This window comes from Micromonospora terminaliae, assembly GCF_009671205.1.
Lineage (GTDB): Bacteria > Actinomycetota > Actinomycetes > Mycobacteriales > Micromonosporaceae > Micromonospora > Micromonospora terminaliae.
Genome location: NZ_CP045309.1, coordinates 4,428,288 through 4,452,121 on the forward strand (window position 1 = coordinate 4,428,288; position 23,834 = coordinate 4,452,121).

Annotated in this window: 25 protein-coding genes; 5 read left to right on the forward strand and 20 right to left on the reverse strand. The window is 72.2% G+C overall.

Annotated elements, in window-relative coordinates:
* Positions 1-13: 13 nt before the first annotated feature.
* Positions 14-823, forward strand: coding sequence for an alpha/beta hydrolase (locus tag GCE86_RS20215; RefSeq protein WP_154228408.1), 810 nt, complete (start codon positions 14-16; stop codon positions 821-823).
* Between the two features lie 40 nt (positions 824-863).
* Here GCE86_RS20215 and GCE86_RS20220 read toward each other — a convergent pair whose 3' ends face one another.
* On the reverse strand, positions 864-1,712 hold the full coding sequence (locus GCE86_RS20220) for a 3-hydroxyacyl-CoA dehydrogenase family protein (protein ID WP_154228409.1): 849 nt from the start codon (positions 1,710-1,712) through the stop codon (positions 864-866).
* Between the two features lie 77 nt (positions 1,713-1,789).
* Positions 1,790-3,232 carry a UDP-N-acetylglucosamine 1-carboxyvinyltransferase gene (gene murA, locus GCE86_RS20225; protein WP_154228410.1) on the reverse strand — a complete coding sequence of 481 codons (1,443 nt, stop codon included), beginning with the start codon at positions 3,230-3,232 and terminating at the stop codon, positions 1,790-1,792.
* On the opposite strand from murA, the gene GCE86_RS20230 reads away from it, so the two are divergent.
* Together GCE86_RS20230 and GCE86_RS20235 are read left to right on the forward strand one after the other, a co-directional pair.
* Entirely contained in the window at positions 3,231-3,803 is a 573-nt protein-coding gene (locus GCE86_RS20230; RefSeq protein ID WP_154228411.1) for a cob(I)yrinic acid a,c-diamide adenosyltransferase, read from the forward strand. The genes murA and GCE86_RS20230 overlap by 2 nt on opposite strands.
* Complete coding sequence (locus GCE86_RS20235) at positions 3,779-4,198, forward strand: VOC family protein (protein WP_154228412.1); 420 nt, start codon at positions 3,779-3,781, stop codon at positions 4,196-4,198. Before GCE86_RS20230 ends, GCE86_RS20235 begins: the two co-directional genes overlap by 25 nt.
* 55 nt (positions 4,199-4,253) lie before the next feature.
* On the opposite strand, the gene GCE86_RS20240 is transcribed toward GCE86_RS20235, so the two are convergent.
* The 14 genes from GCE86_RS20240 to GCE86_RS20305 all read right to left on the reverse strand — a co-directional run bounded on the left by GCE86_RS20240 (position 4,254) and on the right by GCE86_RS20305 (position 16,266).
* Entirely contained in the window at positions 4,254-4,790 is a 537-nt protein-coding gene (locus GCE86_RS20240) for a hypothetical protein (RefSeq protein WP_154228413.1), read from the reverse strand.
* A 513-nt stretch (positions 4,791-5,303) separates the two neighbouring features.
* Positions 5,304-5,759, reverse strand: a complete 456-nt coding sequence (locus GCE86_RS20245) for a DUF2550 domain-containing protein (protein ID WP_154228414.1) — start codon at positions 5,757-5,759, stop codon at positions 5,304-5,306.
* Between the two features lie 12 nt (positions 5,760-5,771).
* A complete protein-coding gene (locus GCE86_RS20250; RefSeq protein WP_091262164.1) occupies positions 5,772-6,050 on the reverse strand; it encodes a F0F1 ATP synthase subunit epsilon in 279 nt (92 codons plus the stop codon).
* A gap of 136 nt (positions 6,051-6,186) precedes the next feature.
* On the reverse strand, positions 6,187-7,323 hold the full coding sequence (locus tag GCE86_RS20255) for an LCP family protein (protein ID WP_154228415.1): 1,137 nt from the start codon (positions 7,321-7,323) through the stop codon (positions 6,187-6,189).
* A 221-nt stretch (positions 7,324-7,544) separates the two neighbouring features.
* Positions 7,545-8,981 (reverse strand): F0F1 ATP synthase subunit beta, encoded by a 1,437-nt coding sequence (gene atpD / locus GCE86_RS20260; protein ID WP_091262169.1) that lies wholly within the window; start codon positions 8,979-8,981, stop codon positions 7,545-7,547.
* Entirely contained in the window at positions 8,981-9,910 is a 930-nt protein-coding gene (locus GCE86_RS20265; protein WP_154228416.1) for a F0F1 ATP synthase subunit gamma, read from the reverse strand. The genes atpD and GCE86_RS20265 overlap by 1 nt, the downstream gene beginning before the upstream one ends.
* A gap of 2 nt (positions 9,911-9,912) precedes the next feature.
* A complete protein-coding gene (atpA, locus tag GCE86_RS20270) occupies positions 9,913-11,565 on the reverse strand; it encodes a F0F1 ATP synthase subunit alpha (protein WP_154228417.1) in 1,653 nt (550 codons plus the stop codon).
* Between the two features lie 86 nt (positions 11,566-11,651).
* Positions 11,652-12,473 carry a F0F1 ATP synthase subunit delta gene (locus GCE86_RS20275; RefSeq protein WP_154228418.1) on the reverse strand — a complete coding sequence of 274 codons (822 nt, stop codon included), beginning with the start codon at positions 12,471-12,473 and terminating at the stop codon, positions 11,652-11,654.
* Positions 12,473-13,012: a F0F1 ATP synthase subunit B gene (locus GCE86_RS20280; protein WP_154228419.1), complete on the reverse strand. Its 540-nt coding sequence runs from the start codon at positions 13,010-13,012 to the stop codon at positions 12,473-12,475. The genes GCE86_RS20275 and GCE86_RS20280 overlap by 1 nt, the downstream gene beginning before the upstream one ends.
* Positions 13,013-13,041: 29 nt before the next feature.
* A complete protein-coding gene (locus tag GCE86_RS20285; protein WP_046563803.1) occupies positions 13,042-13,275 on the reverse strand; it encodes an ATP synthase subunit c family protein in 234 nt (77 codons plus the stop codon).
* 68 nt (positions 13,276-13,343) lie between these two features.
* Positions 13,344-14,141 (reverse strand): F0F1 ATP synthase subunit A, encoded by a 798-nt coding sequence (gene atpB / locus GCE86_RS20290; protein WP_154228420.1) that lies wholly within the window; start codon positions 14,139-14,141, stop codon positions 13,344-13,346.
* An 11-nt stretch (positions 14,142-14,152) separates the two neighbouring features.
* On the reverse strand, positions 14,153-14,389 hold the full coding sequence (locus tag GCE86_RS20295; RefSeq protein ID WP_154228421.1) for an AtpZ/AtpI family protein: 237 nt from the start codon (positions 14,387-14,389) through the stop codon (positions 14,153-14,155).
* 172 nt (positions 14,390-14,561) lie between these two features.
* A complete protein-coding gene (locus GCE86_RS20300; protein WP_154228422.1) occupies positions 14,562-14,984 on the reverse strand; it encodes a hypothetical protein in 423 nt (140 codons plus the stop codon).
* Positions 14,977-16,266, reverse strand: coding sequence for a serine hydroxymethyltransferase (locus tag GCE86_RS20305; RefSeq protein ID WP_154228423.1), 1,290 nt, complete (start codon positions 16,264-16,266; stop codon positions 14,977-14,979). The genes GCE86_RS20300 and GCE86_RS20305 overlap by 8 nt, the downstream gene beginning before the upstream one ends.
* Before the next feature lie 35 nt (positions 16,267-16,301).
* Here GCE86_RS20305 and GCE86_RS20310 point away from each other — a divergent pair, with 35 nt between their 5' ends.
* Entirely contained in the window at positions 16,302-17,771 is a 1,470-nt protein-coding gene (locus GCE86_RS20310; RefSeq protein ID WP_154228424.1) for an SDR family oxidoreductase, read from the forward strand.
* Between the two features lie 6 nt (positions 17,772-17,777).
* On the opposite strand, the gene GCE86_RS20315 is transcribed toward GCE86_RS20310, so the two are convergent.
* The 4 genes from GCE86_RS20315 to prmC all read right to left on the reverse strand — a co-directional run bounded on the left by GCE86_RS20315 (position 17,778) and on the right by prmC (position 22,205).
* Positions 17,778-19,889, reverse strand: coding sequence for a transglycosylase domain-containing protein (locus tag GCE86_RS20315; RefSeq protein WP_154228425.1), 2,112 nt, complete (start codon positions 19,887-19,889; stop codon positions 17,778-17,780).
* 112 nt (positions 19,890-20,001) lie between these two features.
* Positions 20,002-20,613, reverse strand: coding sequence for an arsenate reductase/protein-tyrosine-phosphatase family protein (locus GCE86_RS20320; RefSeq protein ID WP_154228426.1), 612 nt, complete (start codon positions 20,611-20,613; stop codon positions 20,002-20,004).
* Complete coding sequence (locus GCE86_RS20325) at positions 20,614-21,258, reverse strand: L-threonylcarbamoyladenylate synthase (RefSeq protein WP_091263067.1); 645 nt, start codon at positions 21,256-21,258, stop codon at positions 20,614-20,616.
* The gene (gene prmC, locus GCE86_RS20330; RefSeq protein ID WP_208818029.1) at positions 21,258-22,205 is read right to left on the reverse strand and encodes a peptide chain release factor N(5)-glutamine methyltransferase; all 948 of its coding nucleotides are present in this window, start codon (positions 22,203-22,205) and stop codon (positions 21,258-21,260) included. The genes GCE86_RS20325 and prmC overlap by 1 nt, the downstream gene beginning before the upstream one ends.
* A 73-nt stretch (positions 22,206-22,278) precedes the next feature.
* Between prmC and GCE86_RS20335 the strand changes: the two genes are divergently transcribed.
* Entirely contained in the window at positions 22,279-23,832 is a 1,554-nt protein-coding gene (locus GCE86_RS20335; protein ID WP_154228427.1) for a GGDEF domain-containing protein, read from the forward strand.
* Positions 23,833-23,834: the final 2 nt, after the last annotated feature.

Here is a 23,834-nt window from a genome sequence, read left to right on the forward strand (position 1 = left end):
CACACTCGCCGGCATGGCGCACATCCTGACCCGGCGCACGCTACTGGCGACCGGTGCCGGCGTGGCCGGGGCCGCGGTGGTCGGCGGGCTCACCGCCCGGCAGCTCGCCGAGCCCCGGCCCGGGCCAGGCCCGGCCGTGCCGGACGTGCCCGCCGGGGACGAGCGGCTCATCCGGATCGCCTCCGGGGCCCGCGGCCGCGAGGTGGACTTCTGGACGGCCGTGCCCGAGGGGTACGGCGACGGCCGCGGCCTGCCCGTGTGCCTGGTGCTGCACGGCGCCTCGGCCACCCCGCGGGACTACGGCCGGTTCGGGCTGGCCCGCTTCCTCACCGACGCGGTGCGCCGGGGCGCCCCGCCCTTCGCGTTGGCCGGTGCGACCGGCGGCCGGCTCTCCTGGCGCCGGTCGGGGAACGACGACCCCCAACGGATGGTCCGCGAGGAACTGCCGACCTGGTGCGCCCGGCGGGGCTTCGACAGCAGCCGGCTCGCCGTCTGGGGCTGGTCGATGGGCGGGTTCGGGGCGTTGCTGCTCGCCGAGGCGTACCCGGGTTGGCTGCGCGCGGTGGCCGCCTTCTCCCCCGCGGTCCGCCCGGGCGACGCGGTCTTCACCGGCGCGGACCGGCTGCGCGGCACCCCGGTCGGCCTCTGGTGCGGCCGGCAGGACAACTTCCTCAAGGACGTCCGCGCGCTGGCCCGGGCGCTGCCCGAGCCCCCGGCACGCGCCGCCTGGGCCGACGGCCGGCACAACTTCGCCTACTGGGGCACCGTCATCCCGGACGCGTTCGCCCTGCTCGGCGCGGCCCTCACCCCACCGAAAGCGTGACGCCCCCGACCGGGGCGGCCCGGGGCGTCACGCGCACGGATCAGTAGCTGTAGAAGCCCTGACCGGTCTTGCGGCCCAGGTCGCCGGCCGTGGCCATGCGCTGGAGCAGCTCCGGCGGGAAGAACTTCTCGTCGGCGGTGTCGGTGTAGATGTTCTTCGTGGCGTTGAGCAGCACGTCGACGCCGGTCAGGTCGACCGTGGCCAGCGGGCCCATGGCGTGACCGAAGCCCAGCTTGCAGGCGGTGTCCAGGTCCTCGGCGGAGATCACGCCGGACTCGACGAGCTTGACCGCCTCCATGGCGAGGGCACAGATCAGCCGGGTGGTGACGAAGCCGGCGATGTCCCGGTTGACCACCACGACGGTCTTGCCGATCTCCTCGGCGAACGCCTTGGCCGTGGCCAGGGTCGCGTCGCTGGTCTTGTAACCGCGGACCAGCTCGCACAGCTTCATCATGGGCACCGGCGAGAAGAAGTGGGTGCCGACGACCGACTCGGGGCGCTCGGTGGCGGTGGCGATCTGGGTGACCGGGATGGCCGAGGTGTTGGTGGCCAGCACCGCGTCGGACTTGCAGATCTTGTCCAGCGCGCGGAACACCTCGTGCTTGATCTCGATCTTCTCGAAGACCGCCTCGACGACGATGTCCGCGTCGGCCGCCGCCTCCAGCTCGGTGGTCGGCGTGATCCTGGCCAGCGTCGCCTCGACCTCGGACGCCTCGATCTTCCCCTTCTCGGCGAACTTCTGAAGCGACTTCCGGATGCCGTCGACGCCCCGCTTGGTGGCCGCGTCGTCCAGGTCGCGCAGCGTCACCTGCCAGCCCGCCTGCGCCGCCACCTGGGCGATGCCCGCGCCCATCAACCCGGCACCGACGACCGCGAGTCGACCCGCCATCTGCTTCTCCCTCGCTGCGAATGAGTGTCTGCCAGCACCCTAATCCGCGAGGCTGAACGACTGCTAAGGGCGGTCCCTCAGATGGCGAGGTCCGGTTCGTCGGGCGCGGTGCCGCGTTCCACCTCGACGCCGAGGGCCCGCAGGTCGGCCACGAAGTCCGGATAGCCGCGGTCCACGTGGTGCACGTGCGAGACCTCGGTGACCCCGTCGGCGCAGAGCCCGGCGATGATCAGGCCGGCGCCGGCCCGGATGTCGGTGGCGCGGACCGGGGCGCCGGAGAGGCGCTCGTGCCCGCACACCAGCGCGTGGTGGCCGTCGGTCTTGATGTCGGCGCCGAGCCGCATCATCTCGTTGGCGAACATGAACCGGCCGTCGAAGATGTTCTCGGTGATCAGCGAGCCCCCGTCGCTGACCGCCGCCAGCCCGATCGCCATCGGCAGCAGGTCGGTGGCGAAGCCCGGAAAGGGCAGGGTGACCACGTCGACGGCCTTCGGCCGGTCGTCCATGCGTACCCGGAAGGCGCCGCCCCGGGTCTCCACCAGGCCGCCGGCCGTGACCAGCTTGTCCAGCGCGACCTCCAGGTAGGCCGGGTCGACGCCGGTCACGGTCACGTCGCCGCGGGTCATGGCGGCCGCGAACGCCCACGTCCCGGCGACGATCCGGTCCCCCACCGTGGCGTGCCGGACCGGGCGCAGCTCGGGCACCCCGACGATGTGCAGGGTCGACGTGCCGGCCCCCTCGATCCGGGCGCCCATCCGGTTCAGCATGGTGCAGATGTCCACGATCTCCGGCTCCCGCGCCGCGTTGTCGATCGTGGTGGTGCCCCGGGCCAGCACCGCCGCCATCACCAGGTTCTCGGTGGCGCCGACGCTCGGGAAGTCCAGCAGGATGTCCGCGCCGTGCAGCCCGTCCGGCGCCTCGGCGATGACGAAGCCGTGCTCGCCGGAGATCTCCGCGCCCATCCGGGACAGCCCGGCGATGTGCATGTCCAGGCCACGCGAGCCGATGGCGTCCCCGCCGGGGTGGGCCACCCGCACGTACCTCCGGCGGGCCAGCAGCGGACCGAGGACGCAGATCGACGCGCGCAGCCGGCGGACCAGGTCGTAGTCGGCCTCCGCACCCGGTTGCTCCGGCACGTCGATCACCACCGACCGGGACCGTTCCACCCCGCCGCGCGCCACCATCGGGTCGACCGGGTCGTCGGCCGCGAAGCGGACGGCGCAGCCGAGCCGGCGCAGCACCTCGCCCATGATCGCGATGTCGGTGATCCGCGGGACGTTCGTGATCACACTGCGTCCCGGCGCGAGCAGCGCCGCCGCCATGAGTTTCAGCGCGGAGTTCTTCGCACCGACCACGTGCACGGTGCCCGCCAGCCGGGCCTCACCGAGCACCCGGATGACGTCGACGTCGTTGACCGCCGGGTCGCCGGCGTCACCCGGCCCCACCCCGGCCGCCGGCCAGGCGGTCGCGACCGGCCGCGCCGGGATCGTCAGGTCCGGTATCCGTAGGCTGTGCGTCATGGCCGTCCACCTCACGCGCATCTACACCAAGGCCGGCGACGCCGGCATGACCAGGCTGAGCAACAACGAGCAGGTGCCGAAGACCGATCCGCGGATCGCCGCGTACGCGGACGTGGACGAGTGCAACGCCGCCATCGGCGTCGCGCTCGCCCTGGGGCAGCTCTCCGACGAGCTGCGGGCGGTGCTGGAGTCGGTCCAGAACGACATGTTCGACGTCGGCGCGGACCTGGCGACCCCGGTGGAGCCGGACCCGAAGTACCCGCCGCTGCGGGTCACCGAGGAGTACGTGGAGCGCCTCGAAGGCTGGTGCGACGAGTTCAACGCGCGCCTGAGCAAGCTCGACTCCTTCATCCTCCCCGGCGGCACCGCTGGTGCGGCACTGCTGCACGTGGCACGGACGACCGCCCGGCGCGCCGAGCGTGCGGCGTGGGCGCTGGTCACGCACGACCCGGACCGGACCAGCACGCTCCCGGCAAAGTATCTCAACCGGCTCTCCGATCTGCTCTTTATCCTGTCAAGAACGGCAAATCCGGACGGGGATGTGCTATGGGTGCCGGGCGGGAAGCGCTGACCGTCGGCGCGCTGCACCACGTGGAGGTGTGGGTACCCGATCTCGCCGCTGCCAGGCGTAGCTGGGGCTGGCTCCTCGGCGAGCTGGGCTGGACGCCGTACCAGGACTGGCCGGCCGGCCGGTCCTGGCGGCTCGGCGCGACGTACCTGGTCCTGGAGGAGTCACCGGCCCTCACCGGGCGCACGCACGACCGGTGCGCCCCGGGGCTCAACCACCTGGCCTTCCACGCCGGCCCGCCGGCCGCCGTGGACCGGCTGGTGGCCGCCGCGCCCGAGCACGGGTGGGAACTGCTCTTCCCGGACCGGCACCCCCACGCGGGCGGCCCGCAGACCTACGCCGCCTACCTCTCCGACAAGCAGGGGTACGAGGTCGAACTGGTCGCCGAGACCGGCTGACCCCGGATACGCCGAAGGCCGGCACCCGCTCGGGGTGCCGGCCTTCGTGCTTGTGTCAGCTGTTCCAGTTGTGAGCGACGATGTCGGTGGCCTGCTGCTCCCACTGGGCGTACGCGTCGGGGTAGGCCGAGACCTGCACGGTCTGCGCGGCCTCGGTCAGCGGCATCTTGTCCCAGCCGTCGACCTGCTTCAGACCCTTCAGGAACGCCAGCGTCGAGTACTCGGGGTTGGTGATCTGCTCCGGCGAACCCCAACCACTGGACGGGCGCTGCTGGAACAGGCCCAGCGAGTCATGGTCGTTGGCGTCGCCCAGGTGGCCCAGGTTCTCCAGCTTCGACTCCTGCAGCGACGTGGCGATCGAGATGACCGCCGCCCGCTCCGGCAGACCGGCCTTCTTCGTCGCCGCGATGATCGCCTTGGCGTTGGCCAGCTGCTCGTCATTCAGGTCGATCTTCGACTGCGCGCCCTGCACCGACACGGCGACCGGCTTGGTGGTGCTCACCGGCTCGGCGGCGTGGGCGGCGATCGGACCGGCGAACACACCACCGGTGAAGGCCAGACCAGCAATACCGAGCACGCTCTTCCGCAGCATCGGGAAGCTCCTTGGGGGTTGGCGCACACGCCGACGGGGGAGGTCGGGTGTGCGCAAGCACCGTCAGGCGCTCAAAAGAAGTCTTGGGGGATCATCCGGTGCGCGGGGCGGGGCCTCTTCGTCGCGCCGGGACCATGTACAACGACCGCCGGCCCGCCATCATTCCGGGCCCGACCACCCCGCTGGGCGGGGCGCCCTTCCTCGGTCGTTCACGGGGATACAACGACGCCCACCCGCCGACCATTCCGCCGCCGGAGTGCCGCCGGCCACCCCCGAACCGGACATCCGGCGCAGCACACCCGGGTCGGTGGAACGCCATGGGTGTATCCGGACGCCGGAGACACCCATGGCGTTTCACTCAGGGGTCGGCGGCGACACGGAAGCGGACATCCCGTCCCACTCCGAGCCGGTCCGGCGCGCTCATCGGGCCCACCGGTAGCCGGGCGGAGCCCGGTGGGGCCGGCGCTCCGCGTACCCCTTGGGGTTTATCGGGCTCGACCCCAGCGAGCCAGGTCAGGCGGCGGGCCAGTCCTGGGAGGCCAGACGCGGCGAGACCGCCCCGGGTGGGGCGGCCTCGAGCCAGGAGAGGAAGCCGGTGACCGTGGACCGTGCCATGGCGATCTCGACCGGGGCGTGGTTGCTGGTACACCGCACGATCACCCAGTCGGCCGGCATGGAGAGCCGTTCCTGGCCCTCGGGCAGCCGGCGCCGCTCCACGGCCAGCGTCTTACGGGAGAGCACCCGCTTGGGACGCAGGGCGAAGCTGAACATGCGGTACCAGCGGAGCTCGTCGCCGACGAAACGGCCGAAGCCGGGTGACCAGCCTCGGCCGTCGAGAATCGTGGAGACCCGGACGCTGAGCCGGATGATGCCTCCGCTGCGGGTGAACAGGGCCCGCCGGATGAAGAGGATCAGAAGCGCCACGAGAATGACCGCGACGCCGATTCCGATCCCTTCCACGATCTCCATCGGCGGGTCGGCTCAGCGCGCCGGGGTGGCCGGGGTGGCGCTCTCGGCGAGGACGGTCACGCCCTCACCGGTCACCGACAGGAACCCGCCCGCCACGTCGTACGCGAGCTGCTCGCCGCCGGCCTGCTTGATGCGTACCTGGCTGGGCTCCGCGAGCTGGCCGAGCAGGGGCGCATGCCCCGGCAGCACACCCAGCTCACCTTCGGTCGTCCGGGCGACGACCATCTCGGCCTCGCCGGACCAGACCTTCTCCTCGACGGCTACGAGCTCGACGTGAAGCTGCTGTGCCACGCTGTCTCCTTGCTGCGGCGGCGGATTGCCGAAAGTCTAGTCGCGCCCCCGAGGCCCACCCAACGCGGGTGGCGAGAGCTGCGCCACGGTCACACCGACGAGCCCCGGCACCCGCCGGGGCCCGTTGGCGCTCACGCTACTTGCTCTTCTGCTTGAAGTCGGGGTGCTCCAGCAGGAACGCGTCGAGCTGCTCGTTGCGCAGCGCCGCGAAGAAGTCGTCCGCGGCCGGGAGCAGGCGTTCCCCCTGGTATCCCCGGCTGGTCTCGACCGGGCCGCCGGGCAGCTTGATGGTCTCGATCGAGTCGGCCCGGATGCCCTTCAGGGCGAGGGCGAAGTCGACCACGCTGTTGCCCCGGCCGTTGAAGACCAGCGACTGGCCGGCCGCGCGGAGCACCCGGTCCAGCTTTACGGGGTTGGCCACCACGTCGGCGCTGAACGCCTGGCTCACCATCGCCTTGATGAACTGCTGCTGGTGCCGCTGCCGGCCGTAGTCGGCGTCCGGCACGCCGTTCTTCGGGTAGCGCTGCCGGACGTAGTCCAGCGCCTGCCAGCCCTTGAGGTGGGCGTTGCCCTTCTTGTATTCGGCCTGCGGGCCGAGGTAGCCCCCGCCGCCCGGCTTGAGCTGGCGCGGCGTGCCGTCCGGCTGCAGGTGCTCGGACTTGACGTCCCGCTCGATGTACATGTCGACGCCGCCCATGGCGTCGACGATCTTCTTGAAGCCGGTGAAGTTGATGATCGCCCCGGCGTCGAAGCGCTCGATCCCGGTGACCTGCTGCACGGTCTTGGCGAGCAGCTCGAAGCCCTGTGCCGCGCTCGGGTTCTGCCCGGCCACCACGCTGCCGTGCGACATGGCGGCGTTGATCCGGTCGGTGCCGCCCCCGTAGCCGGCCTTGGGAAACTCGGGGATCTCCACCCGCAGGTCGCGCGGGAGCGAGAAGAGGTAGCCGCGGTCCATGCCGGCCGGCACGTGCAGGACCATGATCGAGTCGGCGAGCGGGCGGGCCTTCGCGTTGCGCGGGTCCACGCCCACCAGCAGGATGTTCAGCGGGCCCTTGATGTCGCTCTTCTTCTCCTTGGCCCCGGCTGCCTGGTCGCCGAAGAGGTCGCCCTTGCCGACCGCGCCCTCGTAGCGGGCGACCAGCGCGTGGTAGCCGACCAGCACCGAGCCGCTGAGCACCATCATGACGACGCCGAGAATGGTGCAGACCCGCGCCCATCGCGGCACGCCACGCCACAGGCCCCGCTTGCCGCGGTCCGTGCCGGCCTCACCCACGAGCTGCTCCAATCGTCACGCCCACGACTGGTAGACGGGCGCCGGGATCCGTTTCGTTGCAGAGATCAACGCCCATGATGTGAACGTCGTGTCACGAACGGTACCGCGCGGTCCGGCGAACCGCCTGCCTGCGAACCGGGCATCTGGTAACGCGGGGCCCGGAACAGGCAGAGGCCGCCCCGACATCGTCGGGGCGGCCTCTGTGGAGTGTGATCGGGCTCTCAGCCCTCCATCAGCTCCTTGGCCTTCTTCTCGAGGTCCTCCAGACCGCCGCACATGAAGAACGCCTGCTCGGGGAAGTGGTCGTACTCGCCCTCGCTGATCTTCTTGAACGCCTCGATGGTCTCCTTGATCGGGACCGTCGAGCCCGGCACGCCGGTGAACTGCTCGGCGGCGTAGGTGTTCTGCGACAGGAAGCGCTCGATCCGGCGGGCCCGGCCCACCGTGACCTTGTCCTCCTCGGAGAGCTCCTCGATGCCGAGGATGGCGATGATGTCCTGCAGGTCCTTGTAGCGCTGCAGGATCCGCTTCACCTCGGTGGCGACCGCGAAGTGCTCGGCGCCGACGAAATCCGGGGCGAGGATCCGGGACGAGGACGCCAGCGGGTCCACGGCCGGGTAGATGCCCTTGTCGGAGATCGACCGCTCCAGGTTGGTGGTCGCGTCCAGGTGGGCGAACGTGGTGGCCGGCGCCGGGTCGGTGTAGTCGTCCGCGGGCACGTAGATCGCCTGCATCGAGGTGATGGCCTGGCCCCGGACGGAGGTGATCCGCTCCTGGAGCTCGCCCATCTCGTCGGCCAGGGTCGGCTGGTAACCCACCGCGCTCGGCATGCGGCCGAGCAGCGTGGAGACCTCGGAACCGGCCTGGGTGAAGCGGAAGATGTTGTCGATGAAGAGCAGCACCTCCTGCTTCTTCACGTCGCGGAAGTACTCCGCCATGGTCAGCGCGGAGAGAGCGACCCGCAGCCGGGTGCCCGGCGGCTCGTCCATCTGGCCGTAGACCAGAGCGGTCTTGTCGATGACGCCGGACTCGGTCATCTCGGCGATGAGGTCGTTGCCCTCACGGGTGCGCTCACCCACGCCGGCGAAGACCGAGGTACCACCGAAGTTCCGGGCCACGCGGGTGATCATCTCCTGGATGAGCACCGTCTTGCCCACGCCCGCGCCGCCGAACAGGCCGATCTTGCCGCCCTTGACGTACGGGGCGAGCAGGTCGATGACCTTGATGCCGGTCTCCAGCATCTCGGTCTTCGGCTCCAGGTCCGCGAAGGCCGGGGCCTTGCGGTGGATCTGCCAGCGGTCGTCCGCCTCGAGCGTCTCGCCCTCGGTGAGGTTGAGGACCTCGCCGATCGCGTTGAACACGTGGCCCTTGACCGCGTCGCCCACCGGAACGGTGATCGGCGAGCCGGTGTCCCGGACCTCGGAGCCGCGGACCAGGCCGTCGGTCGGCTGCATCGAGATGGCGCGGACCACGTTGTCACCCAGGTGCTGGGCGACCTCGAGGGTCAGCGTCTTCTCGCCGCCGGAGAGCGTCACGTCCACGTGCAGGGCGTTGAACAGGTCCGGCATGGCGTCGCGCGGGAACTCGGCGTCGACGACCGGGCCGATGACCCGGACCACGCGACCCGTGGCCGTCTTGGTCTCTACTGGGGCAGTCATCACACTTCACTTCCCGACGCGGCCAGCGCGTTCGCGCCGCCGACGATCTCGCTGATCTCCTGGGTGATCCCGGCCTGGCGGGCCGAGTTCATCTCGCGCGTGTACTTCTCGATCATCTCTTCGGCGTTGTCGGTGGCGCTCTTCATCGCCCGCCGACGGGCCGCCGACTCACTGGCCGCCGACTCCAGCAACGCCGCGTAGATCCGCGTGTTGATGTACTTCGGCAGCAGCGCGTCGAGCAGCGCCTCCGCCTCCGGCTCGAACTCGTACGCCGGCAGCAGGCCCTCGGACCGCGGGCGGTCCTCGACCTGCATCGGGCCGATGATCTTCGCGACCGGAGTCTGGGTCATCAGGGACTTGAACTCGGTGTAGACGATGTGCAACTCGTCGATGCCGAGGATCCCGTCCGCCCCGGCCTGCCCCTCCGCGTCGTCCGCGCCGGCCGTGAACGCCTTGATCAGCGTCTCGCCCACCTCGCGGGCGTCGGAGAAGCCCGGCTGCTCGGAGAAGCCCGTCCAGCTGGCCGCGATGTCCCGGTTGCGGAACCGGTAGTACGTCACGCCCTTACGTCCAACCACGTAGAGGACGGGTTCCTTCCCGTCCTCCCGCAGCCGGGCGATCAGCGACTCCGCGGTCCGGATCGCGTTGGTGCTGTAACCACCGGCCAGGCCGCGGTCGGCCGTGACGAGCAGGACGCCCGCCCGCCGCACCCGCTCGCGCGGGGTGAGCAGCGGGTGGTCGATCCGCGCGTTCGAGGCCAGCGCCGTGAGCACGCCGGTGATGGCCTGGGCGTACGGCAGCGAAGCCGCCACCCGGGCCTGGGCCTTGGCGATACGGCTCGTCGCGACGAGCTCCATCGCCTTGGTGATCTTCTTCATCGACTTCGCCGAGCGGATCCGTTGACGAAGAACGCGAACCTGCGCGGCCATCGTCAGCTCTCAGCCGGGCGGTCGGTCGAGCCGTCGCGGAAGCGGGTCACCGTCTCGCGGTTCTCCTCGCCCTCCATCGGCTGCGCGGCCGGCTCGTTGATCCGCTGCTCGTCCTCCTTGCCCAGGAAGACCTTCTTGAACTCGGTGATGGCCGAGTCGAGCGAGCCGATGATGTCGTCGTCCCACTTGTTGTCGGCGATGCCGGCCAGGACGCCCTCGTGCTTGTGCCGGAGGTACTGGAGGAACTCCGACTCGAAGCGACGGACCTCGCCCACCGGGATGTCGTCCAGCTTGCCCTCGGTGCCGGCCCAGACGGAGACGACCTGCTCCTGCACCGGGTACGGCGAGTAGTTCGGCTGCTTCAGCAGCTCGACCAGGCGGGAACCGCGGTCCAGCTGGGCGCGGGAGGCCCGGTCCAGGTCGGAGGCGAAGGCGGCGAACGCCTCGAGCTCGCGGTACTGGGCCAGGTTGAGCCGGAGCGAACCGGCCACCTTCCGCATCGGCTTCACCTGCGCGGCGCCACCGACCCGGGAGACCGAGGTGCCGACGTTGATGGCCGGCCGGACGCCCTGGTTGAACAGGTCGGTCTCCAGGAAGATCTGGCCGTCGGTGATGGAGATGACGTTGGTGGGGATGAACGCCGAGATGTCGTTCGCCTTGGTCTCGATGATCGGCAGACCGGTCATCGAGCCGCCGCCCAGCTCGTCGGAGAGCTTGGCGCAACGCTCCAGCAGCCGGGAGTGCAGGTAGAAGACGTCACCCGGGTAGGCCTCGCGGCCCGGCGGGCGGCGCAGCAGCAGCGACACGGCCCGGTACGCCTCGGCCTGCTTGCTCAGGTCGTCGAAGACGATCAGGACGTGCTTGCCGCCGTACATCCAGTGCTGGCCGATGGACGAGCCGGTGTACGGGGCAAGGTACTTGAAGCCGGCCGGGTCGGAGGCCGGGGAGGCGACGATGGTCGTGTACTCCATCGCGCCCGCCTCCTCCAGCGTCCCCTTGATGGAGGCGATGGTGGAGGCCTTCTGGCCGACGGCGACGTAGATGCAGCGGACCTGCTTCGTCGGGTCGCCGGAGCGCCAGTTGTCCCGCTGGTTGAGGATGGCGTCCAGGGCGACCGTGGTCTTGCCGGTCTTCCGGTCACCGATGATCAGCTGGCGCTGGCCGCGGCCGATCGGGGTCATGGCGTCGACGGCCTTGATGCCGGTCTGCAGCGGCTCGAAGACCGACTGCCGGGACATCACGTTCGGGGCCTGGAGCTCCAGCTCGCGGTAGCCCTCGTTGGCGATGTCGCCGAGGCCGTCGATCGGCTGACCGAGCGCGTTGACCACGCGGCCCAGGAAGGCGTCGCCGACCGGCACGGAGAGCACCCGCTCGGTCCGCTTGACCCGCTGACCCTCTTCGATCCCGCCGAAGTCACCGAGGACGACGACACCGATCTCCCGGACGTCGAGGTTCAACGCCACGCCGAGCGTGCCGTCCTCGAACTCCAGGAGCTCGTTGGTCATGGTCGAGGGCAGACCCTCGACGTGGGCGATGCCGTCGCCGGCGTCGGAGACGGTGCCGACCTCCTCGCGGGAGACGTCGGCCGTGTAGGAGGAGACGTAGCGCTCCAGGGCGCCGCGGATCTCCTCCGTCGAGATGGTCAGCTCGGCCATCCTCTGCTTCCTTAAGTATCAGGGGCCCGGGGATACCTAGTACCGACCGGTCCGATGGCGTCGAATCAGGGCTGCTCAGTCGCTGATCAGCGCTTCGCGAGCGCGTTGCGGGTCTCGTTGAGGCGGCGCAGGACGGTGCCGTCGTACAGGTCGGAACCGACCCGCACGCTCACCCCACCGAGCACGTCCGGGTTCACCGTCTGCTTGACGGAGACCTCCCGACCGTACATCTGGGAGAGGCGGGCACCCAGGCGTCGCTCCTCCTCGTCACTCAGCGGAGCCGCCACGGTCACGTACGCGACCTGGCGGTCCCGCCGGTCGGCGGCCAGCTCGACCAGCCGGGTGAGCGCCCCGGTGAAGGAGCGTCCCCCGAAGCCGGCCAGCGCGGCCCCGACGAGGTAACCGGTGATCGGCCGGGCCTTGCCGTCGAGCAGCTGGTCGGCCAGCGTGGCCCGCTGCCCGGCCGGGGCCATCTGGTCGGAGAGCGCGTTGGACAGCTCCGGGGAACCGGAGACGACCTGCCCGAAACGGAACAGCTCGTCCTCGACCTCGCCCAGCTCGCCGGCCTTGTCCGCGCTCGCCAGGAGCGCCTCGATGCCCAGCCGCTCGGCGCCGTCGAGCAGTTCCGACGGAGCCGACCAGCGGCCGGAGACCAGCGAGGCGAGCAGGTCGAGCGCGTCGGCGCCGATCTTGCCGCGCAGCATCTCGCCGAGCAGGCCGGCCCGGTCCGACCCGGACCGGGCCGGGTCGGAGAGCGCCCGGCGCAGCCGCGGCTCGCGCCGCAGCAGGGCGGCGACGGAGAGGATGTCGTCGGCGGCGGTGGACACCGCCGACGGCTCCGCGCCGCGGGCGTACTCGTCGAGGCGGTCCGCCGCGACCTTGTACGACTCCCGGCTGGCGGCCTGCATCAGCGGGCCCCCGTGCTCTCGAGACCGCTCAGGAACCGGTCCACGGTGCCCTTGCGGCGCGCCTCGTCGGCGAGCGACTCACCGACGATCCGGCTGGCCAGGTCGACCGCGATGGTGCCCACCTCGGTACGCAGCTCGCGCACGATGGTGGCCCGCTCCGCGGCGAGCTGCTCCTTGCCGGCCGCGATGATCCGGTCGGACTCCTCGCGCGCCTTGGCGAGGATGTCCTGGCGGATGCCCTCGGCGTCGGCCCGGGCGTCGTCGCGGATCTTGGCGGCGTCGGTACGCGCCTCCGCGAGCTGGGCCCGGTACTGCTCGAGCAGCTGGTTCGCCTCGGCCTGGGCGGCCTCGGCGCGCTTGATGCCGCCCTCGATCGCGTCGACCCGGGCCTGGAACGTCTGCTCCATGCGCGGGAAGACGAACTTCATCAGCACGAAGCAGAGCACGATGAAGGCGATGCCACCGACCACGATCTCCTCCCAGGCGGGAATGATCGGGTTGTGGGCCGCTTCACCACCCTCCGCGGCGAGGAAGTACATGGGAAAACCTCCCGGTCAGAAGGGCTGGATCAGGCGGTGCCGGCCCAGATGAAGCCGAAGGCGATACCGAGCAGCGCCAGGGCCTCGATGACGGCGAAGCCGATCCAGACGTACGGGAGGGTCATCCGGGACGACTCCGGCTGGCGGGCCGTCGACTGGATGTAGGCCGAGAAGACCAGGCCCACGCCGATGCCCGGGCCGATGGCGGCCAGGCCGTAACCGATGGCAGCGGTGCTGCCCGTTACCTCGGCAAGGATGCTCATTGCGGTTCCTCCTGGTTATCACGCGTGACGGTCACGCGGGACGACAACGGTTGGTGCGAAAGAGTGGATCAGTGCTCTTCGGCGAGCGCGCCCTGCACGTAGCTGGCGGTCAGCACCGTGAAGACGTACGCCTGCAGACAGATCACCAGGAACTCGAGGAAGGTCAGCGCGATCGTCATCACCCAGGACAGCACCGAGACCGGGGCCAGCCAGGCGTTGGCGCTGAGCATGGCGAACCCGCCGAGCGTGAAGACCAGCAGGAGCATGTGACCGGCGAACATGTTCGCGAAGAGACGGACGGCCAGCGAGAACGGCCGAACCAGGAACGTCGAGAAGAACTCGATGGGGATCAGCAGCGGCAGGATGTACCAGGGCGCCGGCGGGATCAGGGAGTTCTTGAAGTACTTCGCGAAGCCGTGGTGCCGGATGCCGATCCAGTTGAACATCACGTAGCTGATCACGGCGAGGAAGGCCGGGAACGCGATGTGCGAGTTCGGCGAGATCTGGAAGAACGGGATGATCGCGAACGCGTTCGTCAGCAAGATGAAGCAGAAGAGCGTGGTGAAGTACGGCGCGAACCGCACCCCCGCGTGCCCGATCATGTCGACGGCGATGTTGTTCCGCACGAAGCCGTAGATCGACTCGGCGAACCACTGCTTCTTCGTCGGCACCAGCTTCGGGTTGCGGTAGCTGAGCAGGAAGAACAGGATCAGAACCCCGACGGCCAGCCAGACCATCAACGTGATCTTGGTGAACCAGTAGTTGTCGTGCGCACCCCAGGGCAGGATGCTGGGCAGGTAGAAGTCCTCCACGCTGGGTGGGAATTCCGCCTGGCCCGCTGCCAGGACGTTCGCCTGTCCGAACACCGCGTCCCTTCCTAAGTAGGCGTGCCCAGTCGGCGGACGACCAGGATGATCCCCCCGGCCATGCCGAGCACAATCCCGATCCCGGTGGCGATGCCGCCGGTGTCGAGCCAACGGTCGACCAGCCAGCCGATGAAACCCCAGACGAGCATGCCCCCGATGAGGTATGAGAGCGCGGTCCAACCCTGACCGGCACCGGACGGAACGTCGCCCGGGCCGCCAGCGCTGGGGGGTTTCTGGTCACCGGCCATGACGGGGCGAACGATATCAGTCGAGCCGAAGAGGCTGTGCCTCACCCCCCGCACAACCTGGTTGTGTGGGACACGGGTGGGCGAAGTCGTCTGGAGGCACGCTACTCCCCTCGCGCCACTGAGAGAATGACCGATCGCGGACACACCGGAGCCGTCCGCACACTGGGACGGTTCAGCGGCGGGCGTGCACGGTGGTCAGCCACCAGATGTGCACCCCGGTCCACACCACGATGCCCGCGGCGATGCCCAGGGCGAACGGGACGAGCCCCGGCCAGCCGGTCGACGCGACCAGCACCATGACGCCGGCGAGCAGCGTCATCTTGGCGACGTAGACGCCCAGCCCGAACGGCAGCACGAGCTGCGGGTCCCGGGCGTCGGCCCAGGCCAGCACGACCGTGGTCACCGTGTAGCTGACCGCCGTGACGGCCACCCCGGCCGCCGCGCCCAGCGCGCCGTCGGCGCCCCGGGCCAGCCCGCCGGCCACCGCCGCCACGGCGGCCATGAGCACCGACGCGACCAGCAGCACGGGCAGGTGGCGCAGCCGCCAGCCCCGGTCCGCGGCCGCCTCCGCCGCGCGCGTCCCCGGCTCAGCCACGGGGGTACGCCGGGAAGGCCCCGACCAGCTCGGTCACGTCGCCGGCGATCCGGCCCAGCTCGTCGGTGCCCCCGGGGGACTCCGGGTCGGTGCGCACCGCGCGGGCGATCAGCGTGGCGATCCGGCGCATCTCCCCCTCGCGCATGCCCTGGGTGGTGACGCTCGGCGTGCCGACGCGGATGCCGGAGGCGACCATCGGCTTCTGCGGGTCGTACGGGATGGCGTTCTTGTTCAGCGTGATGCCGGCGGCGTCGCAGCGCGCCTCGGCGGCGGCCCCGGTCACCCCGGTCTCGCGCAGGTCGATCAGGGACAGGTGGGTGTCGGTGCCGCCGGAGACCGGCCGCATCCCCTCGGCGGCCAGCCCGTCGGCGAGCGCCTGGGCGTTGCTGACCACCTGGGAGGCGTACGCCCGGAACTCGGGCTGGGCGGCCTCGCGCAGGGCGACCGCCTTGGCGGCGACCGCGTGCATGAGCGGGCCGCCCTGGGTGAACGGGAAGACCGCCTTGTCGATCCGGGCGGCCAGCGGCTCCCGGCAGAGGATCATGCCGCCGCGCGGGCCGCGCAGCACCTTGTGGGTGGTGCAGGTGACCACGTCGGCGTACGGGACCGGGGACGGGATCGCCCGGCCGGCGACCAGACCGATGAAGTGCGCCGCGTCCACCATGAGGTAGGCCTCGACCTCGTCGGCGATCGCCCGGAACCGGGCGAAGTCGATGAGCCGCGGGTACGCCGTCGCGCCGCAGATGATCAGCTTCGGCCGGTGCGCCAGGGCGAGGTCGCGCACCTCGTCGTAGTCGATCAGCTCGGTGTCCCGCCGGACGGTGTAGCCGACCGGGTGGAACCACTTGCCGGAGAAGTTCACCCGGCTGCCGTGGGTGAGGTGCCCGCCGTGCGGCAGGTCCATGGCCAGCACGGTGTCCCCCGGCTGCACCAGGGCGGCGTACGCGGCCAGGTTGGCGCTCGCGCCGGAGTGCGGCTGGAGGTTGGCGTGCTCGGCGCCGAACAGCTCCTTCGCCCGGGCGATGCCCAGCTCCTCGGCCCGGTCCACCTCGGCGCAGCCGCCGTAGTAGCGGCGGCCCGGGTAGCCCTCGGCGTACTTGTTGGTCAGCGTGGAGCCCAGGGCGGCCAGCACGGCCGGCGAGGTGAGGTTCTCGCTGGCGATCAGCTGCAGGCCGCCGCGCAGCCGGGCCAGCTCCCCCAGCACCACCTCGGCGATCTCCGGATCGGCGGTACTGAGCTGCTGGAAGTCCGGCCCCCAGAAGGTGTCCCTCGCGTTCTCCACAGCGAAGGAGTCTACGGAGCCGCAGACTGGGAACCGTGAGATGCCTCGTCACCGGCGCCACGGGTTACATCGGCGGGCGCCTCGCGCCCCGGTTGCTGGCCGACGGGCACGCCGTGCGCTGCCTGGCCCGCAAGGCGGGGCGGCTGCGCGACGTGCCGTGGGCGTCCCGGGCCGAGATCACCGAGGGCGACCTGGCGCGGCCGGAGACGCTGCCGGCGGCGTTCGAGGGTGTGGACGTGGCGTACTACCTGGTCCACTCGCTCGGCCAGCGGGGCTTCGAGTCGGCCGACCGGCAGGCCGCGGAGAACTTCGCCGCGGCGGCCCGCGCCGCGGGCGTACGCCGGATCGTCTATCTCGGCGGGCCGGAGCCGGCGGCGGACCGGAACGTCCCCTCGGCGCACCTGCGGTCCCGCGCGGAAGTCGGCCGGATCCTGCTGGCGAGCGGGGTGCCCACGGCGGTGCTGCGCGCCGCGGTGATCATCGGGTCCGGCTCGGCCTCGTTCGAGATGCTGCGCTATCTGACCGAGCGGCTACCGGGCATGGTCACCCCCCGCTGGGTGCGCAACCGGATCCAGCCGATCGCCGTCCGTGACGTGCTGCGCTACCTGGTCGGCTGCGCGGACCTGCCGGCCGACGTGAACCGGGCCTTCGACATCGGCGGCCCGGACGTGCTCACCTTCCAGGACATGATGCAGCGGTACGCGCGGGTGGCCGGCCTGCGCCGGCGGATCATCCTGCCGGTGCGGCCGCTGACCCCGTCGCTCTCCTCGCACTGGGTCGGCTGGGTGACGCCGGTGCCGAGCTCGATCGCCCGGCCGCTGGTGGAGAGCCTGGTCCACGAGGCGGTCGCCCACGAGCACGACATCGCCCGGTACGTGCCCGACCCGCCCGGCGGGCTGACCGGCTTCGACCAGTCGGTCGCCCTGGCGCTGGCGAAGGTCCGCGACGGCCAGGTGGAGACCCGCTGGTCGACCGCGAGCGGGCCGGACGCCCCGGCCGAGCCGCTGCCCACCGATCCGCAGTGGTCGGGCGGCACGTCGTACACCGATGTGCGGGAACGGGCGGTGAGCGCGCCGGCGGCGGCCCTGTGGCGGGTCGTCGAGGGGGTCGGCGGCGAGCACGGCTGGTACTCGTTCCCGCTGGCCTGGTCCGTGCGGGGCTGGCTGGACCGGCTGGTCGGCGGGGTCGGGTTGCGCCGGGGCCGGCGCGACCCGCACCGCCTGCAGGTCGGCGAGGCGCTGGACTTCTGGCGGGTCGAGGAGATCGTCCCCGGCGAGCTGCTGCGGCTGCGCGCGGAGATGCGGCTGCCCGGCCGGGCCTGGCTGGAGATGCGCGTCGAGCCGGACGGGGACGGCCGCAGCCGGTACGTCCAGCGCGCCGTCTTCCTCCCCCACGGCCTCCCCGGCCACCTCTACTGGGCCTCCGTCGCCCCGTTCCACGCCGTCGTCTTCGGCGGCATGGCCCGCAACATCGCGCGCGGCGCCGAGCGGCCCGGCCCCCGCTGACCGGGGTCAGTCCCCGGTGCGGGGGCTGGTGCGCTGGAAGGCCACGGTCTGGCTCGGCGGGACGAAGTCCAGGACGGGCTGGTCCCGCAGGGCCCAGGCGAGCAGGCGGCCCACGGCCTCGATCTGGCGGACCTGCACGCCGCCGCCCACGGCGTCGCCGGGGTTGTCCGGGTTCGCAGCGATGGTCGCGACGGAGAGCTGCGGCGTGAAGGCGACCACGGTCTCCGTCGCGTTCCGCTCGGAGCTGCCGGTCTTGCCGGCCAGCGGGCGGTGCAGCCCGGGGGCCAGCTGCTCGGCGGTGCCGCCGTCGCAGGCGCGGTACATCGACTGGTCGCCGACCGGGCAGCGGGCCGCGTCCGCCGCCGCCCGGGCCACCTCGGTGTCGAGCACCTGGCGGCAGTCCGGGTTGCCGGCGGCCACCTTCCGGCCGGTGGGGTCGGTGATCGAGGTGACCGGGGTGGGCCGGCACCAGGTCCCCTCGGCGGCCACCGTGGCGTACGCGTTGGCCAGGTCGAGCGGCGTGGTGGACGAGACGCCCAGGGTGAACGGCCCCCAGTTCTTCGCGCCGTCCCGGGCCAGTGCGGCGTCCTCGGGCGAGCGGAACACGATGCCCAGCCGCTCGGCCATCTCGACCACCCGGTCCGCGCCGACCTGCTCGGTCAGCCAGGCGAAGTAGGTGTTCACGGACCGGCCGAAGGCGTCCCACATGGTGCGGTCCCCGTCCATCCAGATCGGGTTGGCGTTCTCCGGGCACCAGTGGCCGCCGCAGCTCGCCGGGCCGCCGTCGATCGGGTACTTCGTGACGAAGACGCTCGGCGCATCGAACTCCGTCTTCAGGGGCAGCCCGGCCTCCAGCGCGGCCAGCACGGCGAAGAGCTTGAAGGTGGAGCCGGCCTGGTAGCCCTCGATGCTCCCGCCGCCGGCGACCAGCTGGTTGACCGTGTTCGGGTAGTTCCGCCCGGCGGCCGCGTTCGGCGCCACGCTGTAGGTGCGGTTCACCGCCATGGCCAGCACCCGGCCGGTGCCCGGCTGCACCACGGCGGTCGGCGCGGCCCGCTCGTTGCTGTTCGGATAGATCCGCAGCACCTGCTCGGTGGCCTTGGCCTGCACGTCCGCGTCGAGGGAGGAGACGATCGACCAGCCGCCCCGGCGGAGCGTGCGCTGCCGCTCGTCCGCCGTCTTGCCGAAGGCGGGCTGGGCGTTCCACCACTGGGTGAACCAGTCGCAGAAGAAACCCCAGTCGTTGTGCCCGGCGGGCACCGCGGTGCAGTCGTTCGGGGTGGCGCTGGGCTTGAGGTTGAGCGACTCGCCCTTGGCCCGCGCGGCGTCCGCCTCGGCCACCTGTCCGGTCTCCACCATCCGGTCCAGCACGTACGCCCGGCGGCCCAGGGCCGAGTCGGCGTCGCCGTTGATCGGGTCGTCGGTGTCCGGTGACCGGACCAGCCCGGCGAGCAGCGCCGACTGCGCCAGCGTGAGCTTGTCCGGGGTGGTGGAGAAGTAGCGCTTGCTGGCCGCCGCGATGCCGTAGGCGCCGGCGCCGAAGTAGGCGATGTTCAGGTAGCGCCCGAGGATCTCGTCCTTGCCGATCCGGCGCTCCAGGGTCAGGGCGTACCGCATCTCGCGGATCTTCCGGCCGAGGGTGATCTCGGTGGCCCGGGCCCGCTGCTCCTCGGTGAGCCGGGGGTCCCCGGCCAGCGCGTTGCGCACGTACTGCATGGTCAGCGTGGAGGCGCCCTGCCGGGTGCCCTCCCGGCGGTTGGCCGTGAAGGCCCGCGCCACGCCCCGCACGTCGACGCCGTGGTGCTGGTAGAACCGGACGTCCTCGGCGGCCACGATGGCCTGCCGCATCACCGGCGCCACCTCGTCGACCGGCACGTCCACCCGGTCCTCCACGTAGAAGGAGGTGATCAGGGTGCGGCCGTCGCTGGCGTAGAGGTTGGAGCGCTGGGCCGGCTGCGGCGTCTTCAGCGACTCCGGCAGCGCGGCGTAGGGCATCAGGTTCTTGAAGCCGAGCCCGAAGACCAGGGCCACCGGAAGCGCGGCGGCGCCCAGGGCCAGTCCGGCGAGCACGCCGGCGAGCAGGACGGTGAACAGCTTGTTCAGATGGGCCCGGTTCATCAGCTCTCCCCGCAGGAGCCGGCCGTACGGACCCGTTCAGAATGACCGGAATCGGCGGTTTCGCCGCAATCTTCGGCGAAACGCGCAGGAAGTTCGCGAGAAAGGATGAACCTCAGGGAAGCAGCGCGGCGGCCAGCGGCTGGACGGTCTCCTCGATCTCGTCGGCCACCCGGCTGAAGCACTGGTCACCGCGACCCCACGGGTCGTCGAGGTCGTCGGTGGGCAGCGCGCTGCTGCCCTGTCGCGCCGCGTCCGCGGCCTCGACCAGCGCGACGCCCCGGGCGTACACCGAGTCGGGGGTGGCCTCCACCGGGGGCAGCCCGGCCCGGTCGAGCGCGCCCAGCAGCCGGCCGAACTCGCCCAGCACGAAGGTGCGCCCGGCGGCGTCCGGGCGCAGCGCCACCACGTACTCGTGCTGGTCGGCGGTGGCCGTGAGGACGAGGTCGGCGGCGTCGATGAGGTCGGAGCGGAGCCGGCGGGCGGCGAACCCGTCCACCGCGCCACCCCGCGAGATCACCTGGCGGGCCGCCGGCGGGTTCATCTCCTCGCCGGCGTGCCAGCCGCCGGTGCCGGCGCTGTGGCTGTGCACCAGCGCGTCGGAGCCGGCCGGGTCGACGCCGAGCCGGCCCAGCCGCTCCCGGACGGCGAGCACCAGCAGCCGCTCGGCCATCGGGGACCGGCAGATGTTGCCCATGCAGACGTGCAGCACGGTGAACGGCGGCACTCAGACCCCCCGCTCGTCGAGGATGTCCGGCACCACGTCGCGCAGCTTCTCCAGCGTCACCGCGCCCTGGCGCAGCACCCGGGGCACCTCGCCGGTGAGGTCGACGATGGTGCTCGGCACCGGGTCCAGTGCCGGGCCGGCCTCCAGGTAGGCGCGGACGCCGTAGCCCAGCTGGTCGCGGGCCTCCTCGGCGGTGAGCGCGGCGGGCTGGCCGACCTTGTTGGCCGAGGCCACCGCCATCGGCCCGGTCTCCCGCAGCACCTCCAGCGCCACCGGGTGCAGCGGCATCCGCACCGCCACCGTGCCGCTGGAGTCGCCCAGGTCCCAGGCCAGGCTCGGGGAGTGCTCGACCACGATGGTCAGCGCGCCCGGCCAGAATGCCTCGACCAGCTCACGGGCCGAACGGGGCAGCGAGAAGACCAGGCCGTCGAGGGTGTGCCGGGAACCGATCAGCACCGGCGGCGCCTGCCGGGTGCCGCCCTTGGCGTCCGCGAGGGCCTTCACGGCGTACGGGGTGAAGGCGTCGGCGCCGATGCCGTAGACCGTGTCGGTCGGCAGGACGACGAGCTCCCCGTTCTTGACCGCCTCGATGGCCGCCTCGATGCCGCGGTCCCGGTCGGCGGGCGACCGACAGTCGTAGAGCATCACGAGGAGCCAGTCTGCCACGCCGGGGCGGGGTCGGCGTGCTGGCCGTCCGCCCGGCGGGACGCGGTCGCGTACCGGGGCCGCCCGACGAGGTCGGCGTGCTCCTCGACCCGCTCGTAGCGGCCGTCTCCGGCGAGCAGCGCGGGCACCGCCGTGGCATGGGTGTCGTCGTGCTCGACGCCGAGCACGCCGCCGGGGCGCAGCAGCACGGCGGCCCGGCCCACCACCGGGCGGATGACGTCCAGCCCGTCCGCACCGCCGAACACCGCCTCGTCCGGGTCGTGGCGGGCCACCTCGGGCGGCACCGCCACCGACCGGGGCACGTACGGCGGGTTGCACAGCAGCACGTCGACCCGGCCCACCAGGTCGGCGAGGAGCCCCGGGTCGGTGACGTCGGCGGCGACCACCTCGATCGGCCGGTCCCCGGCGGCGGCCCGCTCGGCGGCGTTGCGGCGCAGCCAGTCCAGCGCCGCCGGGGACCGCTCCACGGCCACGACCCGGGCCGCCGGCACCTCCTGGGCGACCGCCAGGGCGATGGCGCCGGACCCGCTGCACAGGTCGACGACCAGCGGCGTATCCCGCCGGCCCGCCTGCGCGATCCCCCAGCCGGCGAGCAGTTCGGTCTCCGGCCGGGGCACGAAGACGCCCGGGCCGACCGCCAGCTCCAGGTGGCGGAAGCCGGCGGCGCCGGTGAGGTGCTGGAGCGGTTCCCGGGCCGCCCGCCGGTCGACCAGCGTGTCGAGGCGGTCCCGTTGCGCCGCGGTGAACCCGTCGGCCAGCGCCAGCCGGCCGCGCGGCACGTCCAGCACGTACGCGGCCAGCTGCTCCGCCTCGGCGCGGGCCGCCTCGACGCCCGCCGCGGCCAGGGCCCGGGCCGCCCGGGCGACCACCAGTGAGGGGCGCTCGCGTTCTGACCCTTCGGACGGGTGTTGCGGGAGAGAGGTCACGACATAATCATGAAGCGTCGCGCGGCACCTCACGAGCGGGTGCGTCCGGGCGCACACCGACAGGAGGTCACGAGTGGGCTGGCTCGACCGGGTCGAGGACCAGGTTGACGCCCTCCGGCGCGCCCGGGCGTTGCAGGAGGTCAGCCGCTCGGCGGAGGCGTGCGCGCTGCTGGACCGGGTCATCCGCACGACCGACGACCCGTGCACGCGGGCGGACGCCCTGGTGCAGCGCCTCTCCGCGCTGATCAATCTCGGTCGGACGGCCGAGTTCACGCGGGCCATCGAGGAGGCCTCCGCCGCCGTCCGGGACCTCGCCGAGCCCTACCTGCACGGGCACCTCAACGCGCTCGCCGCGCTCGCCGCGCACCACCAGGGCGCGCTGGACCGCTGCGTCAGCCACCTGGTCCGGGCCGCCCGCGCGCTGGGCGCCGACGACGACCCGGACCGGGACACCGCCTGGGGCTGGCACGACCTCGCCATGGCCTACTCCTACCTGAGCTTCCACGGGCACGCGCTCGGCGCGATCGAGCGGGCCCGCCAGGTGGGCCTCACCGCCGGCATTCCGGAGGAGACCTTCGCCGCGCCCGGCATCCGGCTGCGCAACGCGGTGGCGCTGGACCACAACGGCGACAGCGACGGCTGCCTCCGGGTGCTCCGCGACGTGGCCGGCGACCTGGCGCGGTTCCTGCGCGCCGGGCGGGCCGGCAGCCTGCGGCCGAGCAGCCTCGCGGCCTACGGCTACGCGGCGGCCCGGCGGGCCGCGCTCGGCGACCGGGTGGAGGCCGGCGGGGACGCCGACCCGGCCCGGCTCATCGGGCACGGCGGGGACAGCGCCCGCGCCCGGGACCTGCGCCAGCTCGGTCAGGTCTGCCTGGCCGTCGCCGAGGGCCGCCCGATCGAGGCGGTCACCCGGCTGGACACGATCCAGGTCTCGGACGAGACGCTGGGCGCCGCCGAGGCGCCCCGCCTGCGCAGCATCGCGCTGGCCCGGGCCGGTGACCACGCCGCCGCGCACCGGGCCGACCGGCACGCGTTCCGGCTGGCCGCGCAGCGCAGCGACCGGCTGCGGGACGTCTACATCGACGGCATCGCCGCCCGGATCGACCACGAGGAGATGCGCCGCGAGGCCGCCCGGTACGAGGGTGAGGCGCTCACCGACCCGCTCACCGGGCTGCCGAACCGGCGGCGGCTGGAGCGGTACATCGGCGCCGTGGTGGCCCGGGGCGAGCGGGTCGTGATCGGCGTCTGCGACCTCGACGGGTTCAAGGCGGTCAACACGCGGCACGGGCACCACTCCGGCGACCTGGTGCTGCAACGCATCGCCGGGGTGATCAACCGGGTGATGCGGCGGGGCGACTTCGTGTCCCGCTACGGCGGGGACGAGTTCGTCGTGGTGCTGCCGGAGACCGGCATGGCCGAGGCGGTCGAGGTGGCTCGACGGATCCAGGCGGCCGTGCACACCGAGGACTGGGAGTCGCTGGTCCCCGGCACCCCGGTCGGCGTGAGCATCGGCTTCGCCGAGGTCGACGGCGCCAGCGGGGTGAGCGTCCGGGAGGCGCTGGGCGCCGCGTTCGAGCTGGCCGACCGGGAGATGCTGCGCGCCAAGGACCGCCTCCGCGCCTCCTGAGC